Source organism: Streptomyces sp. NPDC002788 (genome assembly GCF_053592115.1).
The window spans coordinates 1-24,583 of sequence record NZ_JBSFVB010000037.1 but is presented as its reverse complement, the minus strand read 5'-3'; the positions used below and the strand labels follow the sequence as shown (position 1 = coordinate 24,583).

Genomic DNA, 24,583 nt, shown 5'->3' with positions numbered 1-24,583 from the left:
ATCAAGGGGAAGCTTCACACAGCCACCGAGTTTCGACAGCAGTTGTTCACCATCTCGGGAGGCAGACCCAATCTCACCAAGTGAGAGCTTTCGTGAACAGGAAGTGTTCTCACCCGGCACCCTTCTGCAAGTGAGACGACTTCATGAGCACACGCGGCGGCGTCGGACGCGCCTGAGCCTGTTCGCATTGCTGACGGCGGTGTCCCTAGGGCTCGGTGCGGCGCTTCTGGTGTCCGGCGACGACACCGCCAACCAGCTGGTCGGCGTGGGAAGTCTGTTTGTGGCGTTGGCGAGTCTGGTGGTGGCACTCGTTCAGACCTTCTCGTCGCTCCCGCCGCCGGCGGAGGTGACCGAGCTGGCGGACTACCTCGCGGTGACGGTGCGCGAGCAGTGGGAGGAAGAGACCACGGCCAGGCGGCTGCGGGACCCACGAGTGATTCCGCTGGTCTGGTCGGCCACCGACCGCCCGGTGACCGGGCCGCCGGAGAGTGTGGTCGGCCCGGTGGACGCCCGGGTCCTGCGGCTGTCCGTCAGCGGCCGACTGGAGGGCGGATTCGACCAGGCGGCGGAGCGCCTCGCCGACGGATACCGGAGCGTACCCAGCGGCCGGCTGGTGATGCTGGGCGAACCCGGCGCGGGCAAGACGGTGCTGGCCGTCATGCTCACCCTCGGGCTGCTGCGGGAGCGCGCCCCACAGGCACCAGTGCCCGTGCTGCTCGCGGTGTCCAGCTGGGATCCGGTGAGCGAGTCGCTGGACGACTGGATCGTGGGCACGCTGGCCACCGCGTACTACGGCGGCCGGCCCGACATCCCTCAGCGGCTGCTGGCACGGCGCCTGCTGCTGCCGATCCTGGACGGCCTCGACGAGATCCCGGAAGCGGCCCGGCGCAGCGCGGTGCGTGCCGTCAACCACGCCTGCGGCGACGGCCGCGGCGTCGTGCTGACGTGTCGCTCGGCCGAGTACGAGGACGTGATCGAGGGCGGCTCACCGGTGCTGCGCCGGGCACCGGTGGTCGAGGTGGCTCCGGTATCGGTGCCGGATGGCATCGCCTACCTGCGGGACGTCAGCTGGCCCGTCGGCATTGACTGGGAACCGGTCTACGAGCGGCTCCAGGCGGAGCCCGCCGGCGCGCCGGCGACGGCCCTGTCCACTCCGCTGGCGCTGTCGCTGGCGCGGACCGTCTACCGGCATTGCGCCCGGGACCCACGCGAACTCCTCGGCTTCGACAGCCGCCACGCGGTGGAGGACCACCTCGTCGACCACGTCGTCACCGCCGCCTACGCCCCGCCGCCGGGAAGCGGCGAGCAGCCGGCCGACGGCGTGGACTGGCACCAGCAGGCGAAACGGGCCGAGCAGTGGCTCACGTATCTGGCGACCTACCTGCACCGGCACCGCGAGCGGGACTTGGCGTGGTGGCTCATGAGCCGGCGATTGCTGTCCCGCTGGTTCGGGCTCGTGGTGGGCATGGGACTGGGACTGATCAGCGCGGTCGCGGTGGTTACCGTCGGCCACCTACTGGCCACCGCTGAGGAATCCGAGTCCCTCGTGCCTGGCATGGCCGTGTCCTCAGGCGCCGGTCTCGCAGTCCTGGCGACGCTCACCTGGTACGCGGCTGCGGACCGCCCCCCTGGCAGGGTGTCCTTCACGGCGCGTGGATCGCTGGGGCGCCTGCGGCCCGGCTTCACCGCCGGACTCACATTGACCGCGATCCTGGCGGTGCCACTGATGGCCGCGGGCGCCGTCGTTATCACCTTCAACGGATCCTGGGACGCGAAGCTGCTGACCGAATACCTCGTGGTGATCGCAGTGGTGGCCGCGACGGCCGTGGCGATCGGCGTGGCTTTCGCTGTGCACGACTGGCTCGACGCACCGCCGGAGCGTTCCGCCTGGGCCAGTCCTCTCGACATCCTGCGACAGGACCGCAAGTCGTCCTTGGCGTGCGCCTCGATTGCAGGGGCGGTCTTCGGCGTCGCCCTGCTGCCCCTGGCGGTGCTCGGAGTCGCCGCCGGGTGGCTGACCGTCCTGATGCTCACCGGCTGGTCCCGTGAACCCTCACTGATCGATCTCGTCGGCGAGGTCACCGCCAACAGCGAAAGCTTCAGCACACCTCTGATGAGCGCCACGGCGACACTGCTGCCCGCGACGGTCTTCGCCCTGCTCGTCCTGATGACCCGGGCCTGGCCCAAGTTCCTGCTGCTCCGCGTGGTCCTTGCCGCCCGTGGGCGACTGCCCTGGCGGCTCACCCGGTTCCTGTCCGATGCCCGGGACCGACAACTGCTGCGCCAGTCCGCAGGCACCTATCAGTTCCGCCACATCCGGCTGCAGGAACGGCTCGCCAGTCGCTCACTGGCCGAGGACCGGACACCGCCTCCCCGCGCTCAGACCGTGCGGCGCCGCCGTATCCGGGTGGCCGTCGCCTCCGCCGCGCTCGTGGTGGCCGGCCTCACGCTGGCCGACGCCCTGCCCGAGGACTCCTCGCAGGTCACCATCATCACCGGTGACACAGATGCGATGGCGTTGAGCCCCGACGGTCAGATTCTGGTCGCGGCTGGCGGCGGTGAGGTGCGGCAGTGGAACACCGCCAATGGTGACGAATTCACGAACCGCAGGTATGAGATCGATGGTGAGCGACGAAGCGTGGCTTCTCTGGCGGTACGGGACAACGGCACCGTAGTCGTCATCACGCCTGCGGGCAGTGAAAGTGAAGGGTACTACCGATGGCGCGTGCTGGAGTGGGACGAGGGTCGCGGACCGGTCAGCGTCTCCGACGAAGGCGTGGTGGAGGCGGATAGGTCGCCGGTGCTCAGCTCCGGGGGGACCCACGTGGCCGCGAAGGCCTGGGATGTGACAGGGGTACAGGCCGTGGACTCCGAGGGCGACGCCGTCGTCTCTCTGCCCTCGTCTGTGACGTGGGACGATCCTCTCGCTCTGACCGCCGACGGCACTCAGCTCCTCACCAGAATGGGAGACGGTGTCGTGCTGGGTGACGTGCGCACCGGCGAGGCGTCCGGCCGCTTCCCCTCAGTGGGTCGTGTCTGGTCTGCCCTGGCCATGAACGCCGACGGAAGCCGACTCGCCAGCGCCGTCGGCCAGGACGTACAGACCTGGGACACAACCGGCAAGAAAGACGGTCTGCCGCTCACCGGCCACACCCAGACGATCGACCTGCTGGCGCTCGACGCGGACGGCAGCGTCCTGGCGGCCACTGCCAACGGCACCACCCGCCTGTGGGAGCTCACGCGGGCCGGCCCGGGGCGATTTCCGAGGCAACCCGGCCGTCCACACCCTGCCGCCGATCTCGCCGGGCTCGCGTTCCCTGGTACCGCTCCCTGATCCGGCCTGAATCGGCCGGACAGGACCCTAGTGTCCTGCGCCTGAAATCTAAGGGCTTAGCTAAGACCAACAGCCCTGGAGCGTCGACCCCGGCCGGTCAGGGAGAGTCGCCGGACCAGTCCCAGCGGTTTCGCTCGCCGGGCCGCGGGTCGTACAGGGCGCGGCCGCCGGCGCCGAACTGCCCGAGTTCGGTCGTCAACGCGACGCCGGTCTGGATCTCGTCCGCTGTCCAGTCGGTGATATCGAGCAGCAGCCCATCGAGCGGGCCGCCGACCAGTTCGGCGTAGTCGCGGTGCGGTAGCGGGCCCGGGTGGTCGTGGTCGGTTCCGTAGACCCGGCCGCGCAGCAGCTGCTCGTCATCACGGTCCATCCGTTCATAGCCTTGCAGCCGCCACTGACAGCCGGGCCCCGGTTGCGTCACCTGCGGAAGCGGGAGAGCCAGGTTCCGCCGGCCTTCTGCTCGGGCACGGCCTGGCCCTGCTCTTCATGCCGGTGCTCGTCCGGCCAGGCTTGCTGGAGGTCGGTGACGAACCGCCGGTCGCAGTCCTCGCACAGAGACGGGCGGGGCTCTGGGGAAGCGCCCCAGCCGACGCGCTCGGTCGCCTTCCACCGTTCGTCGGTGAACGTGGCCCCGCACTCGGTGCAGACGGGCCGGTGAGGCGAGCGCTGGAAAGTCGGCTGCTCTGCCCCACGACGTACCGGCTCCTGGCGCTCCTGCGTGCCAGCAGCTTGGCGTTCGACGGTGAGGGCCCTTTGCTTGCAGTCGTCACACAGGTGCGGGTGGGAGTCCTTCGGGGCTCCCCAGTCGGTCACCTGAGCCGCCGCCCACCGTTCGTCGGTGAACCTCGCCCCGCAGCCGGTGCAGACGGGACGGCGGGCCTCACGCTCGGCTGCCTTCTTCGCCGCCTGCTCCTGGGCTGCCCGCCGCACCTGTGCCTGGTACTCCTCCTGGTGGGCCTTGGCCTCTTGCCGGGCACGGGCATCGGCCGCCTCACGACGGGGATTGCCGATCGCTTCCCGCAGGGGCTGCTTGTGGTCGCGGCCGAAGCGTAGGAACACCGGTCCGGCCGGGCCGTGCTCGCGCGTCTGGTTCAGGCCGGTCGCGATGATCGGGATCCTCCCGTCGTAGTGGTGGTGCCCGCCCTCCTGCCGCTCGCCCTGCCACAGGTGACGGGTCAGCTCTTGCAAGCGCGGGATGGTGCGGTTGGGGTTGCGCTCGCCGATGCGGTTGAACACCAGCAGGACGGGCGGGTGCGCCGCATCACCGGACCAGGTGGCCGGAGCCGTCCAGCGGGTGCGCCACATCGGGCGCTCCTTGCCGTCGGTGAAAGCGGAACATGTGTCCAAGTGTTCTGTGTCGCAGGGTTGCGCCTGTCGGCAGGCACTCGCTCGATGCGGGTCCAGCCCCTCCAGCCTCGCTCCTCCAGGATCGCCAATAGGCGCGCGGCGCCCGGTGCGGACTCGATCATGGTTGAGTCCAGCAGGGCGACGAACTGGTCGTCGAAGCCGTCGTCACCCACCTCACCGGCCTCCACAGCGCGAATCATCAGGCGCTCCAGGAGGTCGGCGACCTCGACGACCCGCGGATCGTCGGCTGACCAGTCGAGTGCCCCGCTGAGAAGGTTGTAGAGCTTCACCATGTCGGGATCGTCCAGCTCCTCGTGCCTCTTGACGATCACGGTGTCGATCAGGTCGGGCACCTGGGCAGCGATCATGATCCAGGCATCCCGCTCCAGCTCGATGTACCGCTCCTCGACGCCGAGACCGCGCAGCCGGTCGAGGTAGTCCACGACCTCTGCGGGAGCGCCAGGTGCTCTCCGGCGGCGAGCCGGGCGAACCATTTGCGGGTGTCCTGCAGCCGCCGGATCTCGGCACGCAGTTCTTTGTCGATCTCCTGGACACCGCTGGCGAACTCCTGAGCCGTAGATCGTCCGTCAGCGGTTGATTTCGAGGTTCGTCAGGACGAGCAGAGCGCGCAGGAGACGGGTGGCGCGGGCGGGGTCGGTGCGGAGTTTGGTGAGGATCCGCCAGTTCTGGCCGGGTGCCGCCTCAGGAGGCGGCGGCGTCTCGTTGCCGGGGCAGTGCGCCGTGGGTCCGCCAGGGGCGGGCCAGGAATACCAGCGCGAGTGCGGCACAGAGGATGGCGCTGAGCATGATGACCGCCATGGGCATGGGGCTGTTGGTTCCGAACACGCCGACGAGCGGGGAGGCGAGGGCTCCGAGCAGGAACTCCACCCCGCCGAGCAGTGCCGACGCGGCTCCGGACGCCTTCCGGCCCAGTGACTGACCGAGGGCCATACTGGCCGGGAAGACGATCCCGATGCCGAACAGGGTGACGAACAGACAGGCCCAGGTGCCGGCCAGGCCGCCGCCGTCCGTGGCAAGCAGGACTACCTGCAGCAGCGAGCCGACGAGTGCCACGGCGACCCCGGCCGTCAGCAGACTGTCCACTGGCAGGCGTCGGGAGAGGGCCCCGAAGGTCCAGCCGGCGAGCAGCATGTCCGCCGCGTTGGTCGCGAAGATCAGGCTGTAGCGCGTGGCGGACACCCCGTAGAGGTTCTCGAAGACAAAGCTGGAGCCAGCGATGTACGTGAAGAGCGCCGCGGAGCTGAATGCCAGGGTGAGCATGCAGCCGACGAACGCGCGGTGGCCGAGCAGCCGGCCCATGGCCCGGAAGGTGACAGCCACCCCGCCCTGACGGCGTCGCTGGGGAGGCAGTGACTCGCGAACGCCGAACAGCGCGGCCAGGAAGAGCAGCATCCCGATGAACGCGAGCACGACGAAGACGGCCCGCCAGCTCGCGACCGACAGGATCGCGCCACCGAGCACCGGTGCCGCCACGGGCGCCACGCCGAGCACCATCGACAGCATCGAGAAGTATCGCGGCAGCTCGGGGCCGTGGAACAAGTCGGTGACGACCGCCTGCGCCAGCACCATGCCGGCCGCCCCGGCGACGCCCTGAAGGAACCGCGCGGCGATCAGCGCCTGCACGTTGGGGACGAAAGCGCACACCAGGGACAGCACGGCGAACAGCGCGGTGCCGGGCAGGAGCAGGCGGCGGCGCCCGAGACTGTCACTGAGCGGCCCGATGACGAACTGGCCCAGGACGAGCCCGGCCAGGAAGGCGGTCATGGACAGCTGCACGGCCGACTCCCTCGTGTGCAGGGCCCGCCCCAGCTCGGGAAAGCCGGGCACGTACATGTCCGTGGCCAAGGGGGCCACGGCGGTGAGCGCGCCGAGAATCAAGATTGGGGCGCCGGCCCTTCGGGGCGGGACGATGCCGGTCGAGACCCGGGGGCGGTGGTTCGAGGCCCGCCAGGGCCGTCGTCCTGCGGGCCGGTGACCGCGGCCGGACCGTGCCGTGCCTCCCTTATCGAGGTCGGGTGGCGCCTTCGCCTCGGCGGCATGGTCAGGCGCGAGGCTCTGGGCCTCCCCGGGTGTCGGCGGGCCGCAGCAGCGCCGGCCGGGCTGCTCAGCCTGAGCCGGCATGACGTACCAGAGCGCCGAACAGTTTCTGCAGAGAGGGGTCATGGCGCGCGGTGTCCTCCGGGTGCCACTGCACCGCCACGAACCAGCCTCGTGAGGAAGGCAGTTCCAGGGCTTCGATGGTGCCGTCGTCGGCTGTGGCCGCCGTGGTCAGGCCGTTGCCCAGGCGCTCGACCCGTTGGTGGTGGAAGCAGGATGCCTCGACCTTCTCGGCGCCGACTGCCTCCACCATCTGTGTTCCTGGTCGGATGGTCACCGGGTGCACCAGATGGCGGTGCTCGTGGTCGGGGCCGCCCATGTCCTGCTGCAGGCTGCCGCCGAGCGCGACGTTGACGACCTGCAGGCCGCGGCAGATCGCCAGCATCGGGATCCCCGACTCCAGGGCCAAGCGGGCGACTTCCAGGTCGAAGGCGTCCTGGAGGTCGTCGACGTCGTAGAGGGTGTCGTGGGTGTCGGTGGCGCCGTAGCGGTGGGGGGCGAGGTCTCCGCCGCCGGGCAGCAGGACGCCGTCGAAGCGGACGAGCCGGGCGGCGACGTCCTCCTCGGCTGGGTCGGTCGGGTGGATGCTCACCGGTTCGCCGCCGGCCCGCCACACGGCTTCGATCAGGGCGCGGGCGTTGACCTCGGCGGCGTACCGCAGCGCGGAGGTGGTGGCGGAGAACCGGGCCGGGATGGCTATCAGGGGGCGGGTCACAGCTGGATCCAGGTCGTCTTGAGTTCGGTGTACTTCTCCAGGGCGTGGGCGGACTTGTCGCGGCCGTTGCCGGACTGCTTCATGCCGCCGAAGGGGACGTTGAGGTCGCCCTCTTCGTAGCAGTTGACCCAGACCGTTCCGGCCTTCAGTGCGCGGGAGACCTGGTGGGCGGTGGACAGGTCGGAGGTCCACAGGCCGGCGGCGAGGCCGTACTCGGTGGCGTTGGCCAGCCGTACCGCCTCGTCGAGGTCGTCGAAGGTGAGGACGGACAGGACGGGGCCGAAGATTTCCTCGCGGGCCAGTCGCATGCCGGGGTCCACGCGGTCGAAGACGGTGGGCTGGAGGAAGCTGCCGCCGGTGGCTGTCCGGGTGCGCTCGCCGCCGGTGCGCAGTCGGGCGCCCTCTGCCTGGCCGGTGGCGATGTGGTCGAGGACGCGGTCGAGGTGGGCTTGCGAGACCAGGGCGCCCATTTCTGTTGCCGGGTCGAGCGGGTCACCGGCCCGGAGTTCCCGCGCCCGCCGGACGACGGCCTCGGTGACCTGCTCGGCTATGGAGGAGTGCACGAGGAGCCGGGAGGGGGCGGTGCACATCTCGCCCTGGTTGAAGAAGATGCCCCAGGCCGCGGTGGCGGCGGCCTTCTCCAGGTCAGGGGCGTCGGGGAGGACGATGTTGGGCGACTTGCCGCCCAGCTCCAGCCAGACGCGCTTGAGGTTGGAGTCGGCGGCGTAGTGCAGGAAGTGGCGGCCGACGGCGGTGGAACCGGTGAAGGCGAGGATGTCGACGTCGGGGTGGAGGCCGAGGGCCCGTCCGGCGGTCGGGCCGTCGCCGGTGACGACGTTGAGGACGCCCGGGGGCAGGCCGGCCTTGGTGGCGATCCGTCCCAGGAGGAGGGCGGACAGCGGTGAGTTCTCCGACGGCTTGAGTACGACGGTGCAGCCCGCGGCGAGGGCCGGGGCGACCTTCCAGCCGGCCAGGGTCAGCGGGAAGTTCCACGGTACGACCGCGCCGACCACGCCGGCCGGCTCCCGGGTGACGAGGGCGAGGGCGTCGGGGGAGGTGTGCGGAGACTCGTCGGTGAGCTTGTCGGCGAGCTGCCCGTACCAGCGGAACGTATTGATGACGGCGCGCAGTTCGATGTCGTACGCGTCGGTGATGGGCTTGCCCATCTCGACGCTGACCGTGAGCGCCAGTTCCTCCCGTCGTTCTTCGAGGAGTTCGGCTGTGCGGATCAGGATCCGGCCGCGATCGGCGGGGGCCAGGCGTGGCCAGGGGCCGGAGTCGAAGGCGCGGCGTGCGGCCGCGACCGCGAGATCTACCTCGGCCTCGCCCGCATCGGCCACGTGCGTGAGTATGTGTCCGTCCCTGGGCGTGACGACGGCGAACGTGGCGCCACTGCCGCTTTCGGGCCGGCCGTCGATGTGATGCTGGGTGGGCAGCCCGAGTTCCTTGGCCCGCGTCAGCAGTTCCTCGTGGGTGACGTTGCGCATGGTGTCTCCGGCTGCCCCGTCACTCGGCGCCGGAGGTGCCGGACTCCAGAAGCCGCCCGCCGTCCCAGACGACGCCGACCTGGCGGTAGTACGCAGCGATCGGCTCGCGGATCTCCAGGCGGGCCAGCTCCTCGGTGGGTGCCTCGAACAGCTCCAGCTCGGCGTCCCCCACCCAGGGCTGCCCGCCTTCGAAGGAGGCGGCGCCGGTCTCGATCAGCTCGTCCAGCGCGAGTCCCTTGCCCTTCTCGATGGACGGCAGCCAGCGGTGGTGGGCCATCGGGTGGGCGTTGACGAACCCGTTCGTCTCCGCCGGCTCGCGCAGGGTCACTACTGCCTGGGCCAGGCGCCGGTCGGCGGCGGCGAGGGTGGCGCCGAAGCGGGCCCCGGCCTCGATCCGGGGTGCCGGGCCGTAGGGGTGCGGGCGGGTCTGGTGGATGGAGCCGAGCTTCTTCGGGTAGCCCTGGTGCAGTCCGCGGGCGATCGCGAAGTCCTTGTCGACCCAGATGTAGACACAGCGGGTGTAGGTCTGGCCCTTGTACTTGCAGCGGACCACGGCGAACGCCTCCTTGTACTGGGAGAGCACCGGGTCCAGCAGTTCGTCACCGGAGGCGGAGCAGGACTGCCAGTCGGCCCAGATCAGCGCCACCGCGCCGGGGTCCTCGTCGGCGAGTTCCAGCGACTCGGGCAGCAGTTCGCGTACCCGGGCCGGGTCGGTGCGGTACTCGACGGTGAGCAGGTCGCCGGAGTAGCGCCACGGCGGGGAGGGGATCAGCGACGAGGCGCCCGTCGCCGTCTTGGGGTGGAAGTAGCCACGGACACTGGCCATGTCGTCACGCTCCAGAGAGTTCAGCAGGGCACGCCACCGGCGGCAGAGGCGGCAGGCGCGGCGGCTGGGGAGAAAGCGGGATGAAAAAAGGTGCAGAGGGGTGCGCCGTCCCGTAAGGTCCGGGTCGGATGCCCGGCTTCCGGATTGTCGCCGGAGCGGGATGCGGAGAACCGGTAGCACTGGGGGTCACGAGCGGGCGAGCTGTTCCAGCCGCTGGTGCAGGTGCTCGACGCAGGTCTCGGATTCGGGCTTCATCAGCACGCTGCGCAGGATGCGCGCGCCGTCGGTGTCCGCGGTGATCTTCGGGTGGCGGGCGGTGAAGCGTTCGGCGCCGACGCGGAGGGTGCTGAGGAAGACCGGGTCCTGGCTGTCGGTCATCCCTTCCTGCAGGATGCGGTTGCTGACCGCATCGATCTCCGAGAGGGTGCGGCCGGCGGTGACCGGGAAGTAGCTGACGATGTCGAGCTCCGGGGGCTGGTAGAGCTCCAGGTGCTCGGAGTCCTCGATCAGTTCCGCCCAGCGCAGCGCCGCGCGCCGGCCGGCCGCCAGCGCCTGGCCCAACCCCTCGCGCGTAGGCGGCAGCAACTGGAAGGTGAGCCACAGCCCGGCAGCCGCCGCACCCGCCCGGGAGCACTCCAGGCTGATCTCGCCCAGGTGCAGTTCATCAGAGGTGAAGTACGTGTACGGCGAGTCGTGCAGGTAGAACCGGCCGACGGAGGGATCGCGGAAGAGGACGGCGCCGCAGCCGTAGGGCTGCAGACCGTGCTTGTGCGGGTCCACCACGATCGAATCGGCCTGGGCGACGGCCCGCCAGGGCTCGGCCGGCAGTCCCTCGGGACCGTCCGCGCCTGCCAGCAGGGTGAAGAATCCGCCATAGGCGGCGTCGACGTGGATCCGCACCCCGTAACGCTCACGCAGCGCCAGCGCCTCGTGGACCGGCTCGATCGCACCGAGCCCGGTCGTGCCGGTGGTGAGTACGACGGTGCCGACCCGCCCGCCGCGCAGCAGCTCCTCCAGCGCGTCGAGGTCCATGCGCCCGAGGTCGTCGGTGGGGACGGGGAAGCCCTCCATCCCGAGAACGCCGCACATCCGGCCGTGCGTGTAGTGGGCCTCAGTGCTGTAAGCGATCCCCTTGCCCGGGTGCAGCTCACGGGCCACGAAGAGGGCTTCGAGGTTGGCGATGGTCCCGCTGGTGGTCAGGTGCCCCAGGTGGGCGTCGTAGCCGAACATGGTGGCTAGCTGCTGGACCACCTCACGCTCCATCGCGGCGGTCGCTGGGCCGCCGTCCAGGGCGTGGTTGTTGGGGTTGATCAGCATCGCCGTGAGGTAGCCGACCACGGCTGCCGGGTGCGGCGGCTTGAGCATCTGGCCCGCGTAGCGGGGATGGAAGAAGGGATAGTTGTCCTTCAGCCGCTCGGTGAAGACCTCGAACGCGGCGGCGAACCGGCCGTCGTCGACGGCCAGCGCCGGGTGCGGGTCGAAGGGGCCGAAGGTCTTCGCCCAGTCGGCGTTCGACGCGACCGCCTCGGCCAGCCACTTGTTCAGATCCATCTCGTCACTCCTCCGTGATCTCGCGTGTTGGCGTCGTTCGGGCTCAGCGCTTGGGCGGGCGGATGCCGCGGAACTCCCAGTCGCCGCCGAGGGCGGTGGACAGGACTTCCTCGGACTCTGTGGGCTGGGCACCGACGTCGCTGCGGATGGCCGTCGGGCCGATGACGATGTGGTTGGTGAGGCGGCCGAGGCCCTCGACCTCGACCTCGACGATGTCGCCGGGCTGGACGGGGCGCGAGTTCGCGGGGGTACCGGACAGGAGTACGTCACCCGGGTGGAGGGTGATAGTACGGGCGATGTCAGCGACGAGGTAGTGCATGTCCCACTGCATCTCGTCCGTCGAGCCGTCCTGGACGACGTGGCCGTTGACGTAGGTGCGCAGCGCCTTGCCGTGGAAGTCCCAGTCGGTGACCAGGCCAGGGCCGAGCGGGCAGAGGGTGTCGGAGCCCTTCACCCGGAGCATGGAGCCAGCGTCGGTGTCGCGGAAGTCGTGCAGGCCGTAGTCGTTGGCGATGGTGTAGCCGGCGATGTACTCGCCGGCCTCGGCCGGGGAGAGGTTGCGGGCCGTCCTGCCTATGACGATGGCGACCTCGCCCTCGTAGTTGAGCCACTTGCAGCCCTCGGGACGGACGATCGCACCCTTGTGGGAGTTGAGGGACGAGGTCGGCTTGTGGAAGTAGGTGGGGGTGGCCGGAAGATCGATCCCGAACTCGTCCACGCGGCTGCGGTGGTTGAGGTGGACGGCGATGACCTTGGACGGGACGACCGGCGGCAGATGCTGGGCGTCCTCGATCTTGACGCGGCGGCCGTCCCCGGCGACCAGTTCGTCGCCGTCGACGGTGACCTGGACGGCGGCACCGTCGAGGAGGATGCGGCGGTACTCGGGCATGGTGGGACTCCTAGATACGGCTGTGCGAAGAGCGGGGGGACGGGGAGGCCGGAAAGCCGGTTCAGGTCCAGCCGTCGGCCGGGCGGTCGAACCAGAGATGGACCTGGCCGGTGCCGACGGAGTTCTCGTACTCGCCGTACTGGCGGGCGTTGGCGACACAGGCTTGCTCGCCGAGGGCACCGGCCATCATCAGGTAGTGGAAGAACTTCGCTTCCGGCTTGTACTTCCAGAACTCGTCCATGGTGTCGAGGACCTTGTCGTGGCGGCCCTCCTTGAACCAGGCGATCCGTTCCTCGTCGGCCGCGCGGGCCTCAGGAGTGAAGATGTGGGCGGGGTCGCTGGCCTCGTGGTCACGGATCTCGCGCAGAGGCCAGAAGGTGTGCGACAGGGCGCCGGAGGCGATCAGCAGCACACGGCGACCGGGTGTGGCGGCGATACCGTCCGCGAGTGCGCGGCCGAGGCGGAGGTGGTCCTCCATGTCGCCGGTCTGGCAGACGCCGATGGTCACCCACCGCTTGTCGGGCAGTCCCTCGCCGAGGAACTTCCACAGGTTGATGGTGGCGTAGTAGATCGGCAGGTAGTCGTCGTCGATCGCGGTGATCCAGGTGCCGTGCTTGTCGGCGAACGAGGCGATGTTGTGGGCGAGTTCGGGGTCTCCAGGGAAGTCGTACGGCATCCGGCACATGCCGCGCGGCAGCTCCTCGGAGGTGAAGAGGCCCGCCCGCCGGTCCTGCGCCGTCACCACGAACTCCACGGTGGTGGCCCAGTGGGAGTCGAGGACGACGACGGTGTCGTAGTCGTCGCGTTCGAAGACGTCCCGGCGGAGCTGTTCCAGGCCGGTGACGAGGGTGATCTCCTTGCCCTCGTTCAGCGCCAGCCGGTCGGGCCCGGGGAGCACGATGGTGGGGACGTGGGCGAGAAGGCCCGCCCCGACGATCTCACCCATGGTTCTTCCATCCGTTCGGGGCGGTGACGGTGTTCTTCACGTCGCAGTAGAAGTCGAAGCTCCAGGTGCCGCCCTCCCGGCCGACCCCGGACTGCCGGGAACCACCGAACGGGGCCTGAAGGTCACGGACGAAGAAGCAGTTGACCCAGACGGTCCCCGCGACGAGCTGTGCGCTGACGCGCTCGGCGCGCTCCGGGTCACCGGTGGCGACGGTGGCGGCCAGCCCGAAGCGGGTGTCGTTGGCGAGGCGGACGGCGTCATCCTCGGTGGCGAACGTCTGCAGGGTCAGGACCGGCCCGAAGACCTCCTCCTGCACGATCTCCGAGTCCTGGGCGACGTCCGTGAGCAGGGTCGGTGCGTAGAACTGGCCGTCCTTGCGGTGGCCGCCGATGACCGCGCGGGCCCCGGCCGCCACGGCCCGCTGCACGAAGCCGTCGATCTTCTCCAGCTGGCGGGGGTGGATGTTGGGGCCGATGTCGGTGGCCTCGTCACGCGGGTCGCCCTGCTTCAGTGCGCTCGCCTTCTCCACAAAGCGGCGCGTGAACTCCTCGACGATCGACTCCTCGACCAGCAGCCGAGTGCCCGCCAGGCACACCTGCCCGGCGTTGTCGTACTGCTCTACCGCCAGGTCGACCGCGAGGTCCAGGTCGGCGTCGGCGAACACCAGCAGCGGTGACTTGCCGCCCAGTTCGAGGCTGTGCGGGGTGAGATTGGCGGCGGCCGAGGCCGAGATCCGCTTGGCCGTGGGCACGGAGCCGGTGAAGCTGATGCGCCGTACGCCGGGGTGCGAGGTCAGTGCGTCACCGATCTCGGAGCCGTAGCCCTGCACGACATTCAGTACCCCGGCGGGGAGACCGGCCTCGGCGGCGATGTCCGCCAGCAGCGAGGCGGTCAGCGGGGACCACTCAGCGGGCTTGAGGATCACCGTGTTGCCGGCGGCGAGGGCCGGGGCGACCTTCCAGGTGGCCAGCATCAGCGGGGCGTTCCACGGAGTGATCAGCACGCAGGGGCCGGCCGGGTCCCAGCTGACGTGGTTGGTGTGGCCCCGGGTCTCGAAGTCCTCGTGATCCAGCGTCAGCAGCCAGTCGGCGAAGAAGCGGAAGTTGTGCGCGACGCGGGGCATGACACCGCGGCGGTGGGAGCGGAGCAGGGCGCCGTTGTCGCACGTCTCGACTATCGCCAGGTCTTCCAGCCGCTTCTCCACGCCGTCGGCGATCGCGTGCAGGATCCGGGCGCGCTTGGCGCGCGAGGTGGCGGCCCAGCCGGGAAACGCGGCCTTCGCGGCGGCCACTGCGGCCGCAGCCTCCATCGCGGTGCCCCGGGAGATCTCACCCAGAGCGCTGCCGTCGATCGGCGAGATGTCGGCGAACGTCTCGGTCGAGGCGACACGCTCGCCTCCGATCCAGTGCCGGGTGTCAACGGTCACCCCGGCGATCACAGCGGCTTGGGGCTCGCGGGTCATGTCCCCACCTCCATTTCGTTTGGCCCCAAATAAACAGCGCGGGTCGCTGGGGTGTCAAGGGGTTCCGTAATTTTATTTGGACCCAAACGTTATAGGTGGGGATCACCCTGCCGCAACAGGGTGCCCAGCAGGCCGGGAGGGCGCACGCGCAACTCCGGCGGTCGGCGCGAGCCCCGGAGTGGAGGGGCGCATCGCGGACAGTCGGAGCCCCGGCGGCGCGACTACGGGCGCGGGCGGCGACCCGAGCGTCGCGGGGCCAGGTCCTCGCCGGCGAGCAGTTCCCGTCGGCGCTGCTCGCCGTACTCCTCGAGCCGGCTGACGATGGCGCGCAGGCTGTCGGCGAGCTGGAGGCACTGGTCGGGGCTGAGAGGGGCGGAGACGAACGCCTCCTCGGCATTGAAGGCCGGGAACAGCTCCTCCATGAGCTTCTCCCCTTCGGGGGTCAGGGAGAGCAGGACCCGGCGGCGGTCCTCGGGGTGGGGTGAGCGGGCCACGAGGCCGCGTGACTCGAGGGTGCGGGAAATGCCGGTCAAGGTGCCCTTGGAGATGCCCGCCTCCTCGGCGACCGACCAGGTCTCCGCCTCACCCCAGATCCACAGCACCCACAGCACGACGAAGCTGGTCCACGTCAGCTCGTGCGGACGCAGCACCGAGTTCTCGAGATGATTGCGGACGGCCGCGGCGGCCCGGTGGATGTTGCCTACGGCTGCCATGGCCTCGCGCTGCAGCGTCAGGCGGCCGAGCCGCTGCTGTATGGCCTGCTCGGTCTCGGTGATGGATCGGCGGGGCCCGGGCACAGGCTCCTCCTTCGAGTGGGGGCGGCACTGGGTCGCCGACATGTTCATTTGCGGCCAAATGTATCCCGCAGTCACTCGGCCCAGTGGCCTTCAGCCATGGATGGAAGTGGGCAAAATCCGCGTGACCCTCTTGTGGCCGGTGCGCTCGACTCTTATCGTTTGGCGTCAAATGATTGCCCTGGCGCCATCGGTCGGAACCAAGCCGCCAGAAACCGCGCGGGCAAATCGGACAATATCTAAGTCACCGCCGCACCCCTGGAGCATCCCTTGAGCGCCCACACAGACCCTCAGGTCCGACAGACGATGGAAGCGCTGGACGCCAAGGGGATCGATGTCCTCCGCGTCGCCTACCCGGATCTGATGGGCTCCGACCGCAGCCGGGACATCCTGCTGCACCATCTGCCGCACGCGGCCGGACACGGCCTCGCCTTCAGCCGCGCCGTCTACCACACCGGCGCCCTGGGTGATCACTCCGACATGGCCGGCGGACTGGAGGCGGGCATGCCGGACATCCTGGTGCGCCCGGACCTGGACACCGTCGTCCCGCTGCCCTGGGAGCCGAACGTGGCCTGGTGCATCGGCGACGTCTTGGACCCGGCCACCGGCCGGAGCGTGCCCGAATCGCCCAGGGACCTGCTGCGCCAGGTCCTCACCCGCCTGAACGACGCGGGACTGACAGCGATCGCGGGCCCGGAACTGGAGTACGTCCTGCTCGAACCGGACGCCGACACACCTACCGGGTGGCGGCGCTACGCCCCCGCCCCGGGCAACGTCTACACCACCGGCCGAAAGGCCGACCCGGACGGACACCTCCTGCGCACCGCCCGCGCCCTGCACGCGCTCGGCCTGGACGTCAGCGGCGGCAACCGGGAGTTCGACGGCGGGCAGTTCGAGATCAACCTCAACCACTCCGAGGCCCTGGACGCCGCCGACCGTGCCTTCCGGTTCAAGGCCGCCGTCAAGGAGCTGGCCCGAGCCGAAGGCCGACTGGCAACCTTCATGGCCAAACCGTTCAACGACGGCGGCGGGTCCGGATTCCACCTGCACGTCTCCCTCATCGACGCGGACGGGGCCAACGCCTTCGACGCCTCCCACGAGGCGCATGGCCTGTCGTCCACCGCCCGTCACGCCCTGGCCGGTGTCCTCACGCACGCGCCCGCCCTGTCCGCGCTGCTCAACCCCACCGTCAACTCCTACAAGCGGTTCGGCCCGGACACCGCCGCCCCCTGGCTGATCAACTGGGGCCTGGACAACCGCAACGCGATGGTGCGCATCCCGCCGGAGCGCGGTGGCGCCTCCCGGCTGGAGGTCCGCCTCGGCGACGCCACCGCCAACCCCTACCTCGCCGTCGCCGGCCTCCTGGCCGCAATCCACCTCGGCATCACCACCGCCGCCGAGCCCCCCGCCCCGGCGACCGGCCACGCCGCCGACACCGGAGCCGCGGCCAAGCTTCCCACCGACCTCGGCCAGGCCCTCGACGCCCTCCAGGCCGACGACCACCTCACCGACATCCTCGGCAAGTCCTTCGTCGACGCCTTCCTCACCTTCAAGCGCGACGAACTCGCCCGCTTCCAGAAGCACGTCACCGACTGGGAGTTCCGCGAGTACGCCCAGATCAACTGACGCCGCCCGCTTCCCTGCTCACCCCCTGGTTCCACCGCCCGGCGCCTCGCCCTCCTCCTCCGCCACCCTCCTTCCTCCGCTCCCTTCCTACATCTGCTTCCCGCAGACCAGCGCGTCGCCGCAGCTCAGCTTCCGCATGCCCTTGCGCGGCCTTCTCCTGTCCCCTCGCATCGCGCGGAGCCCTTCGTCCCATCCCGCCGCAGCGGGGTGCCGGGTCCGTGCGTCAGCCCATCACTCGCGAAGGATCCTCACATGGCGTTTCGTACGTCGACCGACAGCAGCACATCCCACCCGGGAGACTCACAGAACGAGGACTGTCCCCAGCCAGGCGCCCCCGTCCTGGGCACCGGCCTCAAGCGGCGCCACGTCACCATGCTGGCCATCAGCGGCGCCATCGGCGCCGGCCTCTTCCTCGGCGCCGGAGCAGGCATCCACACCGCCGGACCCGGCATCCTGATCTCCTACTCGCTGGCCGGCCTGCTCATGGTCCTCGTCATGCGCATGCTTGCCGAGATGGCGGTCGCCCAGCCCAACAGCGGTTCCTTCTCCGTCTACGCCGAGAAAGCCTTCGGCCGCTGGGCCGGCTTCACTGTCGGCTGGCTGTACTGGTGGCTGCTGGTCGTCGTCGTGGCGGCCGAAGCCACCGGAGCGGCCGCCATCGCGCACAGCTGGCTTCCGGCCGTACCCCAGTGGGCCTACGTCCTGGCCTTCATGGCCGTCCTCACCGCCGTCAACCTCTTCAACGTCGGCCACTTCGGCGAGTTCGAGTTCTGGTTCGGCGCCATCAAGGTCACCGCCGTCGTCGCCTTCCTCGTCCTGGGCACCCTCGCCGTCTTCGGGTGGCTGCCCGGCAGCCACCCCGTCGGCCTGACCAACCTCACCACCCACGGAGGCTTCCTCCCGCACGGCGTCAGCGGCGTACTGACCGGACTCCTGGCGGTCGTCTTCTCCTTCGGCGGCATGGAACTCGTCACCATCGCCGCGGCCGAATCCCCCAACCCCTCCCAGGCCGTCGCGAAGGCCACCCGCACCGTCATCGCCCGGCTGCTGCTGTTCTACATCGGCTCCGTCGCCCTCATGGTGCTGCTGCTGCCCTGGAACTCCGCCTCCGCCGCCACCAGCCCCTTCGTCAGCGTCCTGCAGCGCATCGGCATCCCCGCCTCCGCCGGGCTGATGAATGTGGTCGTCCTCACCTCCCTGCTCTCCGCACTCAACTCCAACCTCTACGGCGCCTCCCGCATGGCTTTTTCCCTCGCCCAGCGCCGCGACGCCCCGCACAGCCTGCTGAACGTCTCCCGCGGCGGCGTCCCCCGCATAGCGGTCCTCGCCTCCGTCTCCTTCGGCTTCATCGCGGTCATCCTCAACTTCCTCGCCCCCGACCGCGTCCTGCCCTTCCTGCTCAACACCATCGGCGCCATCATCCTCGTGGTCTGGATCGCCATCGCCCTCGCCCAGCTCCGTCTGCGCAAGACCGCCGACCACACCCCCGGCCGGCCGACCGTGCGCATGTGGGGCCACCCCTGGTTGAGCTGGACGGCCCTGGCCGGCATGACCGGCGTCCTCGCCCTGATGTGCACCGATACCGACGCACGCACCCAGCTGCTCTCCACCGCCGCCCTCACTGCACTGATCCTGGTCGCTGCGGCCATCCGTACCGCATGGGCCAGGAACCAGGCCAAGCCGTAGTACGAACTTCCCCGACGGCGTCGTCCGCAGCCCAAACGAAACGCGCACCAACCTCCGCGCGGCTGCAGGGCACCTCGGGAGACACCAGGGCTGCGCCAAATCCCGTCATATTCCGCAGAAGGGAGAGCCCATCGTGCGTGCACTTGTCATCCGGCACGACCACGTGACGGAGCCCGGACTGGTCGGAGACCGGCTCGTCCAGCGCGGGTACGACCTCACACTCCTCACAGTCGTCCCGCAAGAGCGGCACCACACACCCGACGTAAGGTTCGACTTCCCCGACGCCGACGGCTGGGACCTGGTCGTGTCGCTCGGCGCCCCCTGGTCGGTGTACGACGAGACCACAGTCGGCAGCTGGATCGGCGGCGAGCTCGCCCTGCTACGCAAGGCCCACCTCCTCGGCATCCCCGTGCTGGGCATCTGCTTCGGTGCCCAGGCCCTGACCACCGCCCTGGGCGGCAGTGTCGAGGCGGCCCCGCGTCCCGAGATCGGCTGGGTCGACATCGACACGGACGACCCCGCCCTGATACCGCCCGGCCCCTGGATGCAGTGGCACTACGACCGCTGCGTCCGGCCGCCCGGCGCCCAGGAGATGGCCCGCAACGCCGTGTGCACGCAGGCGTTCCGGGTGGGGAACTCGCTCGGGGTCCAGTTCCACCCCGAGGCGATCCCGGCCGTCGTACGGCGCTGGGTCGACTTCGGCGGCGCGGAGCAGTGCGCGCGGCTCGGCATCGATCCGGAAGAGCTGGTCGCACGCAGCCGCGCCATGGAGCCGGTGGCACGGGAGAACGCATACCGCCTGGTCGACGCGTTCCTCGACGGCGTGGCCTCCCCGGACTGTGCCGTCGACAGGGAGAACACCGTCGTCTCGATGCCGAGGCATACAAGCAGCGCAACAGGGTCGAGCGATGCAGCAACCGGCTCGCGGAGTGGCGGGGTCTGGCCATGCGCACCGACAAGCTCGCCATCGCCTACCAGGCCGGACACCGCCTTGCAGCCATCCTCATCCGGACTCGCAGATGACCGACGGCACCAGTCATAGGGCCTGGGACGAAGACCGATTGCGTGTCCGATAGATCTCGAGGCCCGTACGCACCTAGGGGGGCGGCGAACGGCACCGATCTTATGGATCTGGTACTGACCCGGCGCCGTGCTGACTGGAACTGCATGATCTGGCGTTTCCCGCCGCGCCAGCGGCGCAGGAGTACCAGTGCCAACAGCTCGGTTTGTGGCGCGCTGGACACCATCTGCGGTGGTCGTGGCCCGCCCTCTCAGCTGTCGAGTCTTCCCTCGCAGAATTCCTGAGCTGGCCGTCGGGGAGTGTGGACCGCGGCCCGGGTGGCCACGCTGATCGGCAGGAAATTCCACGTCTCCAACAGCGTTTCCGGCGCCACTCGGCTGATGCACCGGCTCGGCTTACCCCGCAGATCCCCGCCCGGCGGGTGGCGGAGCGGGATGAGCAGGCGGTCGCGCAGTGGAAGGAGGCGACCTGGAGGGAGGTAAAAGAGCCCGGGCGGCCTGCGGAGGGTGGATCTGCTTCGAGGACGAAGCCGGCTTCACCCGCAGGCCGCCCAAGGGACGAACCTGGGGCCGACGCGGCATCACCCCGCAGGTGACCATCAGCGGACGGCGTTCCGGACGCCTGTCCGAGGCCGGACTGATCGCCATGCGGCCCGGGCAGCGCACCCGCCTGTGCCACCGCCTTCGCTCCCACCCCGCGGGCAAGAGGCGCCCGGCGCAGCATGAGCGAGCGCGATTTCATCCAGCTCCTGGACGGGGTCCACCAACTGGTCAAGGCACCCCTCGTGCTGGTGTGGGACCGGCTCAACACCCACGTCTCCCACAAGATGCGCCGACTCGTCGCCGAGCGTGAATGGCTGACGGTGTTCCTTCTGCCCGCCTACGCGCCGGACCTGAACCCCGTCGAGGGAGTATGGGTGCACATCAAGCACAGCCTGGCCAACCTCGCCGTCGTCGCCCTCGATCGCCTGGAGGCCCTCGTACGCAACCGACTCAAACGCCTCCAGTACCGCCCCGACACCCTCGACGGCTTCATAGCCGGAACCGACCTCCTCATCGACGTCCCTACGTCACCCTGACAAGCCGAAGTCAGTAAGCTGCAGGGAGCGGTCGCATTTCCACGATCAGCAGACCGAGCATCCGGAAGCGCGCCAGCAACCCGAACAGATGCGCCTCGTCGATGACATCGCCGTAGAACACCGGTTGCTTGCCGATCACCACAGCCTCCAGCTCGGGGAACGCTTCTGCGACGGCCTCCGGAACGGGGCCGGCGACACGGAACTCGTATCCGCGTGCGGCACTTCCACTGGGCATAGCCTCACGCTGAACCGGACCAGGCCCGACAGACATCACCCGCAACGGGCTGCAGGTCGGGTCCAACGCGCTATCGGCCCAGCTGCGGTTCTGGTGGTAGGCCGTCGACGGTTCGCCCTCCGGGGGCACCCCGTTAGGGCGCCGACGGCGGGTTACCGCAGCGGGTGGACGTTGCCCGGAGTGCCGGCGATGTGCGCTCGAAGTGCTTCCGAGTCGGCCTCCAGTTCGACGTTGCGAAGGGCGAGGACCTGGATCTGGTTGGCGTAGGTGGTCACCATGTCCTTCAGCTCGCGCACCTCTTCGGCCTTCTCGCGGCGCAACTCGCGCATCTCCTTGCGGAGCCTGGTGACCTCGGCCTTGAGGTCGTCGACCTCTGGGCGCTTGAGATCCGGGGCCTCCAGGATCTCCTTGATGACCGCCGCGACCGGGGAGCGGTAGTAGGGGGCCCGGGACACCCCGGCCTCGGCGGCGATGTTCACCACTTTCAGCGAGCCGTCGGTGATCTCGGGGCGGGCCGTCCAGCAGCCGTTCGAAGGCCCTCATGATCTCCCGGTCGATGTCGGCCAGGTCCCGGTCGCGGGCGAGTTGGGCGAATACGGTCTGAGTCGTCATGTGTGTGCTGGTCATCGAGCCGCTCCCGTCTCGGAGAGCTCGTCGATCAACGTGTCGAGGGTGTTGACGAACTCGCTGATCGCCGTCGCCTGGTGCGGCGGCAGGCCGGTGGTGTCGCCGAACTCCTGAAGGGCTTGCTCGCGGGTCTGGTGGAGTCTGGGTAGATGGACGGACGAACGGCGGGAGTTCGGGCAGGTCAGGCACATGTTCAGCATGGGCAGAGGACGGCCCAGGCCTGGTGAGCGCTTCTCGCAGACCGCAGTCTCGGCATGGTGGAAGCAATCGTTGAGGACACCGGGGTGCAGGGTGCGGGTCAGATGCCGAAGCATCGTCCGGACCCGCTCGGGGCCGGCCACCGTCCCCGGCAGGTCGCCCAACTCGGCTCGGATGCGGTCGAATTCCGCCTCGATGCGATTGGCGGCTCCTCCGCTGGACTGCCCGCCGTCGTTCCACTCGTAGTAGAGATCTTCAACGTAGTCGAGCATGGCCACGGCCTTGTCGGCGGCGACCTCGTCGGCGAATCCCGAGGCTGAAATACCTAATGGTGGAGTCGGGTATTGGAACTGCCCGAATACCTGTCTGATCTGCACCTTGTGTGCCTTGTGGTGGCTGGGCCTGCGCGTCTCAAGGGGTGTGAGCGTGGCAGGGCCCGGGAAAATCGGGTGCCGCATGAAGGGCGGCCCGCCAGGATGAGGATCATGACTGGTGAGACGCGCGTGGGCAGCCGGCAGGACATGGGAGAGGCGGGGCGCCCGCTTGCCTTGGTCACGGGGGCGGGACGTTCGGCGGGGATCGCGGCGTCCGTTGTACTGAATCTGGCCCGGGCCGGTTGGGACGTGGCCTTCACGTACTGGGCTCCGTATGACGCGCGCATGCAGTGGGGCATGGAGCCGGGTGCGCCCGAAGAGCTGCGGAAGAAGGCGGCGTCCCATGGGGCGAGAACGCTTGCGGTCGAGGCGGACCTGAGCGACCCGGCAGTACCGGCTCAGCTCTTCGACAGCGTCGAGCGGGAGCTGGGGGGCGTCACCGCGCTGGTGCTTTGCCATTGCGAGTCGGTTGATTCCGGCTTGCTGGACACCACGGTGGAGAGCTTCGACCTGCACTTCGCGGTCAATGCGCGGGCGACGTGGCTGCTGATCCGGGAGTACGGGCTGCGATTCCGCGGGCGGCACGGAAGCGGGCGGATCGTCAGCCTGACCAGCGACCACACCGCTGGCAACCTGCCCTATGGGGCGAGCAAGGGGGCAATGGACCGGATCACGCTGGCCGTCGCCCGCGAGCTCGCTCATCTGGGAGTGACCTGTAACGCGATCAATCCCGGGCCGACTGACACCGGGTGGATGACCGAAGAGCAAAAGGCGGACATGATCCGCTTCACGCCCCTGGGACGCCTCGGTGTGCCGCAGGACTGCGCGAATCTGGTCACGTTCCTCTGCTCGGCAGAGGGCGGATGGATCAACGCCCAGCTTCTCCAGAGCAATGGCGGTCTCGGGTAGCCAAGAGCATGAGGCAAGGCTCACGGGCGCTTCCGGCTGGCGACGTCGGCGGCGTAGGCAGCCCAGTCCCCGCCTGATGCCTGTTGCCACTGGACGGCGACTTTGATGTGGACCCCGAGCATCCGGGCGAGGATCGCGGCGGGGACTTCGGTGGCGAGGGTGAACAGCGCGGTGGAGCGGTCCTGCTTGGGCCGGATCCCGATCTTGTGGAGGCGCTGGCCGATCTGGTTCGTCGCCGAGGGGGCGTCCCGGCTGACCTCCGGGGAAGAGCCAGGGGGCGTCCTCTGGGGTGCCGATCTTGGCCTTGCCGCGGCGGGTCGCGATGAGCTCGCGGACCAGGCTGGCCAGGGGCACGGGGAGGACGACCGGCGAGGTGCCGAACGTGATGGAGACGGTGTCGCCGTCGAAGTCGACGTCACCGACGGTGAGTTGGCTGATGGTGGCGATCTTCTGTGCGTAGAGGATCAGCAGCAGTCCCGCGACGCGGTCCGGGGTCGGCAGGGTGTCGTCGTTGAGGAGGCGCCGGGCGTCCGCCCAGCGTTTCTCGCTGTCGATGGTGCTGAGCGGGCCTGTCCATCGGACGGTGCCGTAGGTCAGGTCGCGGGCGTGCCGGTGCTGTACCGACCAGCGGACGAAGTGGCCGGTCTCGTCGGGGTAGCTGACCGTGGGGTCGGCCATCCAGCGTTCCAGGTCCGTCTGGGTGCAGGTCCCGATTGCGAGCCCTTCGCCGCCGAGCCAGTCGAGGAAGTTGTTCGCCGCGGTGACGTGGCAGCGCACGTTCAGGTCCTGGAGCCGAGTGGTGTGGTCTTCACCGAGGCGGCGCCGGAGCCGGCGCATGTGGTGCCAGACCGCGTAGCCGTGCAGGATCCGGCGCTCTGCAAGGTCGGTGCGGGCCTGGACGGTCGTGGTGATCCATTTCTCCAGGGCGACCAGCCGCTCATCGCGCGGTGGCAGGGCGCCGGTCGCGACCAGGACACTGCGCAGGTGGGCCAGCACCTTGCCCGGGGGCAGTTCGTCGAGGACCTCGTGGGTAACGGGCCGCTCGTCGCGTCCTATGCGTTCCAGGAGGTCACGGGCCTTGGAGCGGGAGACCCAGGCGAAGGCGACGTCGGGGCGCTCGGAGCTCGTCAACGCGTCGTGGAACGGGGCGAGTTCGGGGCGGATGGCCCCGGTGGCGTCGCCGAGGAGGTCGCGTACTTGCTGGTCGAGGACGCATCGCTGGCAGGGGCGGGTGCTGAGCTGCCAGGTGATGGTGCAGACCGGGCAGCGGCCCCAGAAGTCCGGGTCGGGGTTGGTGCACTTCGCGCACAACGGCTCCTCCCAGGTTCCGCTGCGGGTCTGGGTGAAGCTTCCCCTTGAC

The 24,583-nt window shown here is 69.6% G+C and carries 20 protein-coding genes and 1 pseudogene; 7 read left to right on the top strand and 14 right to left on the bottom strand.

The annotated features are described in order from the left end of the window. The first annotated feature begins 130 nt into the window (after positions 1 to 130). Entirely contained in the window at positions 131 to 3,334 is a 3,204-nt protein-coding gene (locus tag ACWD1U_RS36930) for a hypothetical protein (protein ID WP_451113737.1), read from the top strand. Between the two features lie 97 nt (positions 3,335 to 3,431). Here ACWD1U_RS36930 and ACWD1U_RS36925 read toward each other — a convergent pair whose 3' ends face one another. The 11 genes from ACWD1U_RS36925 to ACWD1U_RS36875 form a co-directional block, all read right to left on the bottom strand. After that, positions 3,432 to 3,704: a hypothetical protein gene (locus ACWD1U_RS36925; protein WP_451113736.1), complete on the bottom strand. Its 273-nt coding sequence runs from the start codon at positions 3,702 to 3,704 to the stop codon at positions 3,432 to 3,434. Between the two features lie 47 nt (positions 3,705 to 3,751). Continuing rightward, a complete protein-coding gene (locus tag ACWD1U_RS36920; RefSeq protein WP_451113735.1) occupies positions 3,752 to 4,639 on the bottom strand; it encodes a hypothetical protein in 888 nt (295 codons plus the stop codon). A gap of 744 nt (positions 4,640 to 5,383) precedes the next feature. Next, positions 5,384 to 6,556, bottom strand: a complete 1,173-nt coding sequence (locus tag ACWD1U_RS36915; protein WP_451113734.1) for a multidrug effflux MFS transporter — start codon at positions 6,554 to 6,556, stop codon at positions 5,384 to 5,386. A 250-nt stretch (positions 6,557 to 6,806) separates the two neighbouring features. Then, positions 6,807 to 7,514 carry a gamma-glutamyl-gamma-aminobutyrate hydrolase family protein gene (locus ACWD1U_RS36910; RefSeq protein WP_451113733.1) on the bottom strand — a complete coding sequence of 236 codons (708 nt, stop codon included), beginning with the start codon at positions 7,512 to 7,514 and terminating at the stop codon, positions 6,807 to 6,809. Continuing rightward, the gene (locus ACWD1U_RS36905; protein ID WP_451113732.1) at positions 7,511 to 9,001 is read right to left on the bottom strand and encodes an aldehyde dehydrogenase; all 1,491 of its coding nucleotides are present in this window, start codon (positions 8,999 to 9,001) and stop codon (positions 7,511 to 7,513) included. Before ACWD1U_RS36905 ends, ACWD1U_RS36910 begins: the two co-directional genes overlap by 4 nt. A gap of 19 nt (positions 9,002 to 9,020) precedes the next feature. Further along, entirely contained in the window at positions 9,021 to 9,827 is an 807-nt protein-coding gene (locus tag ACWD1U_RS36900; RefSeq protein ID WP_451113731.1) for an acetoacetate decarboxylase family protein, read from the bottom strand. Positions 9,828 to 10,013: 186 nt separating this feature from the next. Further along, positions 10,014 to 11,378, bottom strand: coding sequence for a pyridoxal phosphate-dependent decarboxylase family protein (locus ACWD1U_RS36895; RefSeq protein WP_451113730.1), 1,365 nt, complete (start codon positions 11,376 to 11,378; stop codon positions 10,014 to 10,016). Positions 11,379 to 11,421: 43 nt separating this feature from the next. Next, positions 11,422 to 12,267 (bottom strand): fumarylacetoacetate hydrolase family protein, encoded by an 846-nt coding sequence (locus ACWD1U_RS36890; protein ID WP_451113729.1) that lies wholly within the window; start codon positions 12,265 to 12,267, stop codon positions 11,422 to 11,424. Between the two features lie 61 nt (positions 12,268 to 12,328). Continuing rightward, positions 12,329 to 13,213, bottom strand: coding sequence for a 3,4-dihydroxyphenylacetate 2,3-dioxygenase (locus ACWD1U_RS36885; RefSeq protein ID WP_451113728.1), 885 nt, complete (start codon positions 13,211 to 13,213; stop codon positions 12,329 to 12,331). Next, on the bottom strand, positions 13,206 to 14,675 hold the full coding sequence (locus ACWD1U_RS36880; RefSeq protein WP_451113727.1) for an aldehyde dehydrogenase: 1,470 nt from the start codon (positions 14,673 to 14,675) through the stop codon (positions 13,206 to 13,208). Before ACWD1U_RS36880 ends, ACWD1U_RS36885 begins: the two co-directional genes overlap by 8 nt. Before the next feature lie 221 nt (positions 14,676 to 14,896). Continuing rightward, the gene (locus ACWD1U_RS36875) at positions 14,897 to 15,472 is read right to left on the bottom strand and encodes a MarR family winged helix-turn-helix transcriptional regulator (RefSeq protein WP_451113726.1); all 576 of its coding nucleotides are present in this window, start codon (positions 15,470 to 15,472) and stop codon (positions 14,897 to 14,899) included. A 267-nt stretch (positions 15,473 to 15,739) separates the two neighbouring features. Here ACWD1U_RS36875 and ACWD1U_RS36870 point away from each other — a divergent pair, with 267 nt between their 5' ends. From ACWD1U_RS36870 to ACWD1U_RS36855, 4 genes and pseudogenes are all read left to right on the top strand, one after another. Next, complete coding sequence (locus tag ACWD1U_RS36870; RefSeq protein ID WP_451113725.1) at positions 15,740 to 17,095, top strand: glutamine synthetase family protein; 1,356 nt, start codon at positions 15,740 to 15,742, stop codon at positions 17,093 to 17,095. Between the two features lie 252 nt (positions 17,096 to 17,347). Continuing rightward, positions 17,348 to 18,781 (top strand): amino acid permease, encoded by a 1,434-nt coding sequence (locus tag ACWD1U_RS36865; RefSeq protein WP_451113724.1) that lies wholly within the window; start codon positions 17,348 to 17,350, stop codon positions 18,779 to 18,781. Between the two features lie 133 nt (positions 18,782 to 18,914). Next, a complete protein-coding gene (locus tag ACWD1U_RS36860; protein WP_451113723.1) occupies positions 18,915 to 19,823 on the top strand; it encodes a type 1 glutamine amidotransferase in 909 nt (302 codons plus the stop codon). Between the two features lie 278 nt (positions 19,824 to 20,101). Beyond that, positions 20,102 to 20,880, top strand: a pseudogene (locus ACWD1U_RS36855) (IS630 family transposase); the annotation flags it as partial. A gap of 10 nt (positions 20,881 to 20,890) precedes the next feature. Here ACWD1U_RS36855 and ACWD1U_RS36850 read toward each other — a convergent pair. The 3 genes from ACWD1U_RS36850 to ACWD1U_RS36840 all read right to left on the bottom strand — a co-directional run bounded on the left by ACWD1U_RS36850 (position 20,891) and on the right by ACWD1U_RS36840 (position 22,317). Next, positions 20,891 to 21,115, bottom strand: coding sequence for a hypothetical protein (locus tag ACWD1U_RS36850; RefSeq protein ID WP_451113722.1), 225 nt, complete (start codon positions 21,113 to 21,115; stop codon positions 20,891 to 20,893). 152 nt (positions 21,116 to 21,267) lie between these two features. Beyond that, a complete protein-coding gene (locus ACWD1U_RS36845; protein WP_451113721.1) occupies positions 21,268 to 21,594 on the bottom strand; it encodes a hypothetical protein in 327 nt (108 codons plus the stop codon). Positions 21,595 to 21,738: 144 nt separating this feature from the next. Next, positions 21,739 to 22,317 (bottom strand): hypothetical protein, encoded by a 579-nt coding sequence (locus ACWD1U_RS36840; RefSeq protein WP_451113720.1) that lies wholly within the window; start codon positions 22,315 to 22,317, stop codon positions 21,739 to 21,741. Positions 22,318 to 22,425: 108 nt separating this feature from the next. Between ACWD1U_RS36840 and ACWD1U_RS36835 the strand changes: the two genes are divergently transcribed. Together ACWD1U_RS36835 and ACWD1U_RS36830 are read left to right on the top strand one after the other, a co-directional pair. Continuing rightward, entirely contained in the window at positions 22,426 to 23,223 is a 798-nt protein-coding gene (locus ACWD1U_RS36835) for an SDR family oxidoreductase (protein WP_451113719.1), read from the top strand. 159 nt (positions 23,224 to 23,382) lie between these two features. Continuing rightward, positions 23,383 to 24,582, top strand: a complete 1,200-nt coding sequence (locus ACWD1U_RS36830; RefSeq protein WP_451113718.1) for a hypothetical protein — start codon at positions 23,383 to 23,385, stop codon at positions 24,580 to 24,582. Position 24,583 lies beyond the last annotated feature (1 nt).

Coding starts and splice junctions, on each gene's coding strand:
- ACWD1U_RS36925 (WP_451113736.1), bottom strand. CDS start 3,704: ATGGACCGTGATGACGAGCAGCTGCTGCGCGGCCGGGTCTACGGAACC.
- ACWD1U_RS36920 (WP_451113735.1), bottom strand. CDS start 4,639: ATGTGGCGCACCCGCTGGACGGCTCCGGCCACCTGGTCCGGTGATGCG.
- ACWD1U_RS36905 (WP_451113732.1), bottom strand. CDS start 9,001: ATGCGCAACGTCACCCACGAGGAACTGCTGACGCGGGCCAAGGAACTC.
- ACWD1U_RS36900 (WP_451113731.1), bottom strand. CDS start 9,827: ATGGCCAGTGTCCGTGGCTACTTCCACCCCAAGACGGCGACGGGCGCC.
- ACWD1U_RS36895 (WP_451113730.1), bottom strand. CDS start 11,378: ATGGATCTGAACAAGTGGCTGGCCGAGGCGGTCGCGTCGAACGCCGAC.
- ACWD1U_RS36890 (WP_451113729.1), bottom strand. CDS start 12,267: ATGCCCGAGTACCGCCGCATCCTCCTCGACGGTGCCGCCGTCCAGGTC.
- ACWD1U_RS36885 (WP_451113728.1), bottom strand. CDS start 13,213: ATGGGTGAGATCGTCGGGGCGGGCCTTCTCGCCCACGTCCCCACCATC.
- ACWD1U_RS36880 (WP_451113727.1), bottom strand. CDS start 14,675: ATGACCCGCGAGCCCCAAGCCGCTGTGATCGCCGGGGTGACCGTTGAC.
- ACWD1U_RS36865 (WP_451113724.1), top strand. CDS start 17,348: ATGGCGTTTCGTACGTCGACCGACAGCAGCACATCCCACCCGGGAGAC.
- ACWD1U_RS36850 (WP_451113722.1), bottom strand. CDS start 21,115: ATGCCCAGTGGAAGTGCCGCACGCGGATACGAGTTCCGTGTCGCCGGC.
- ACWD1U_RS36835 (WP_451113719.1), top strand. CDS start 22,426: ATGACTGGTGAGACGCGCGTGGGCAGCCGGCAGGACATGGGAGAGGCG.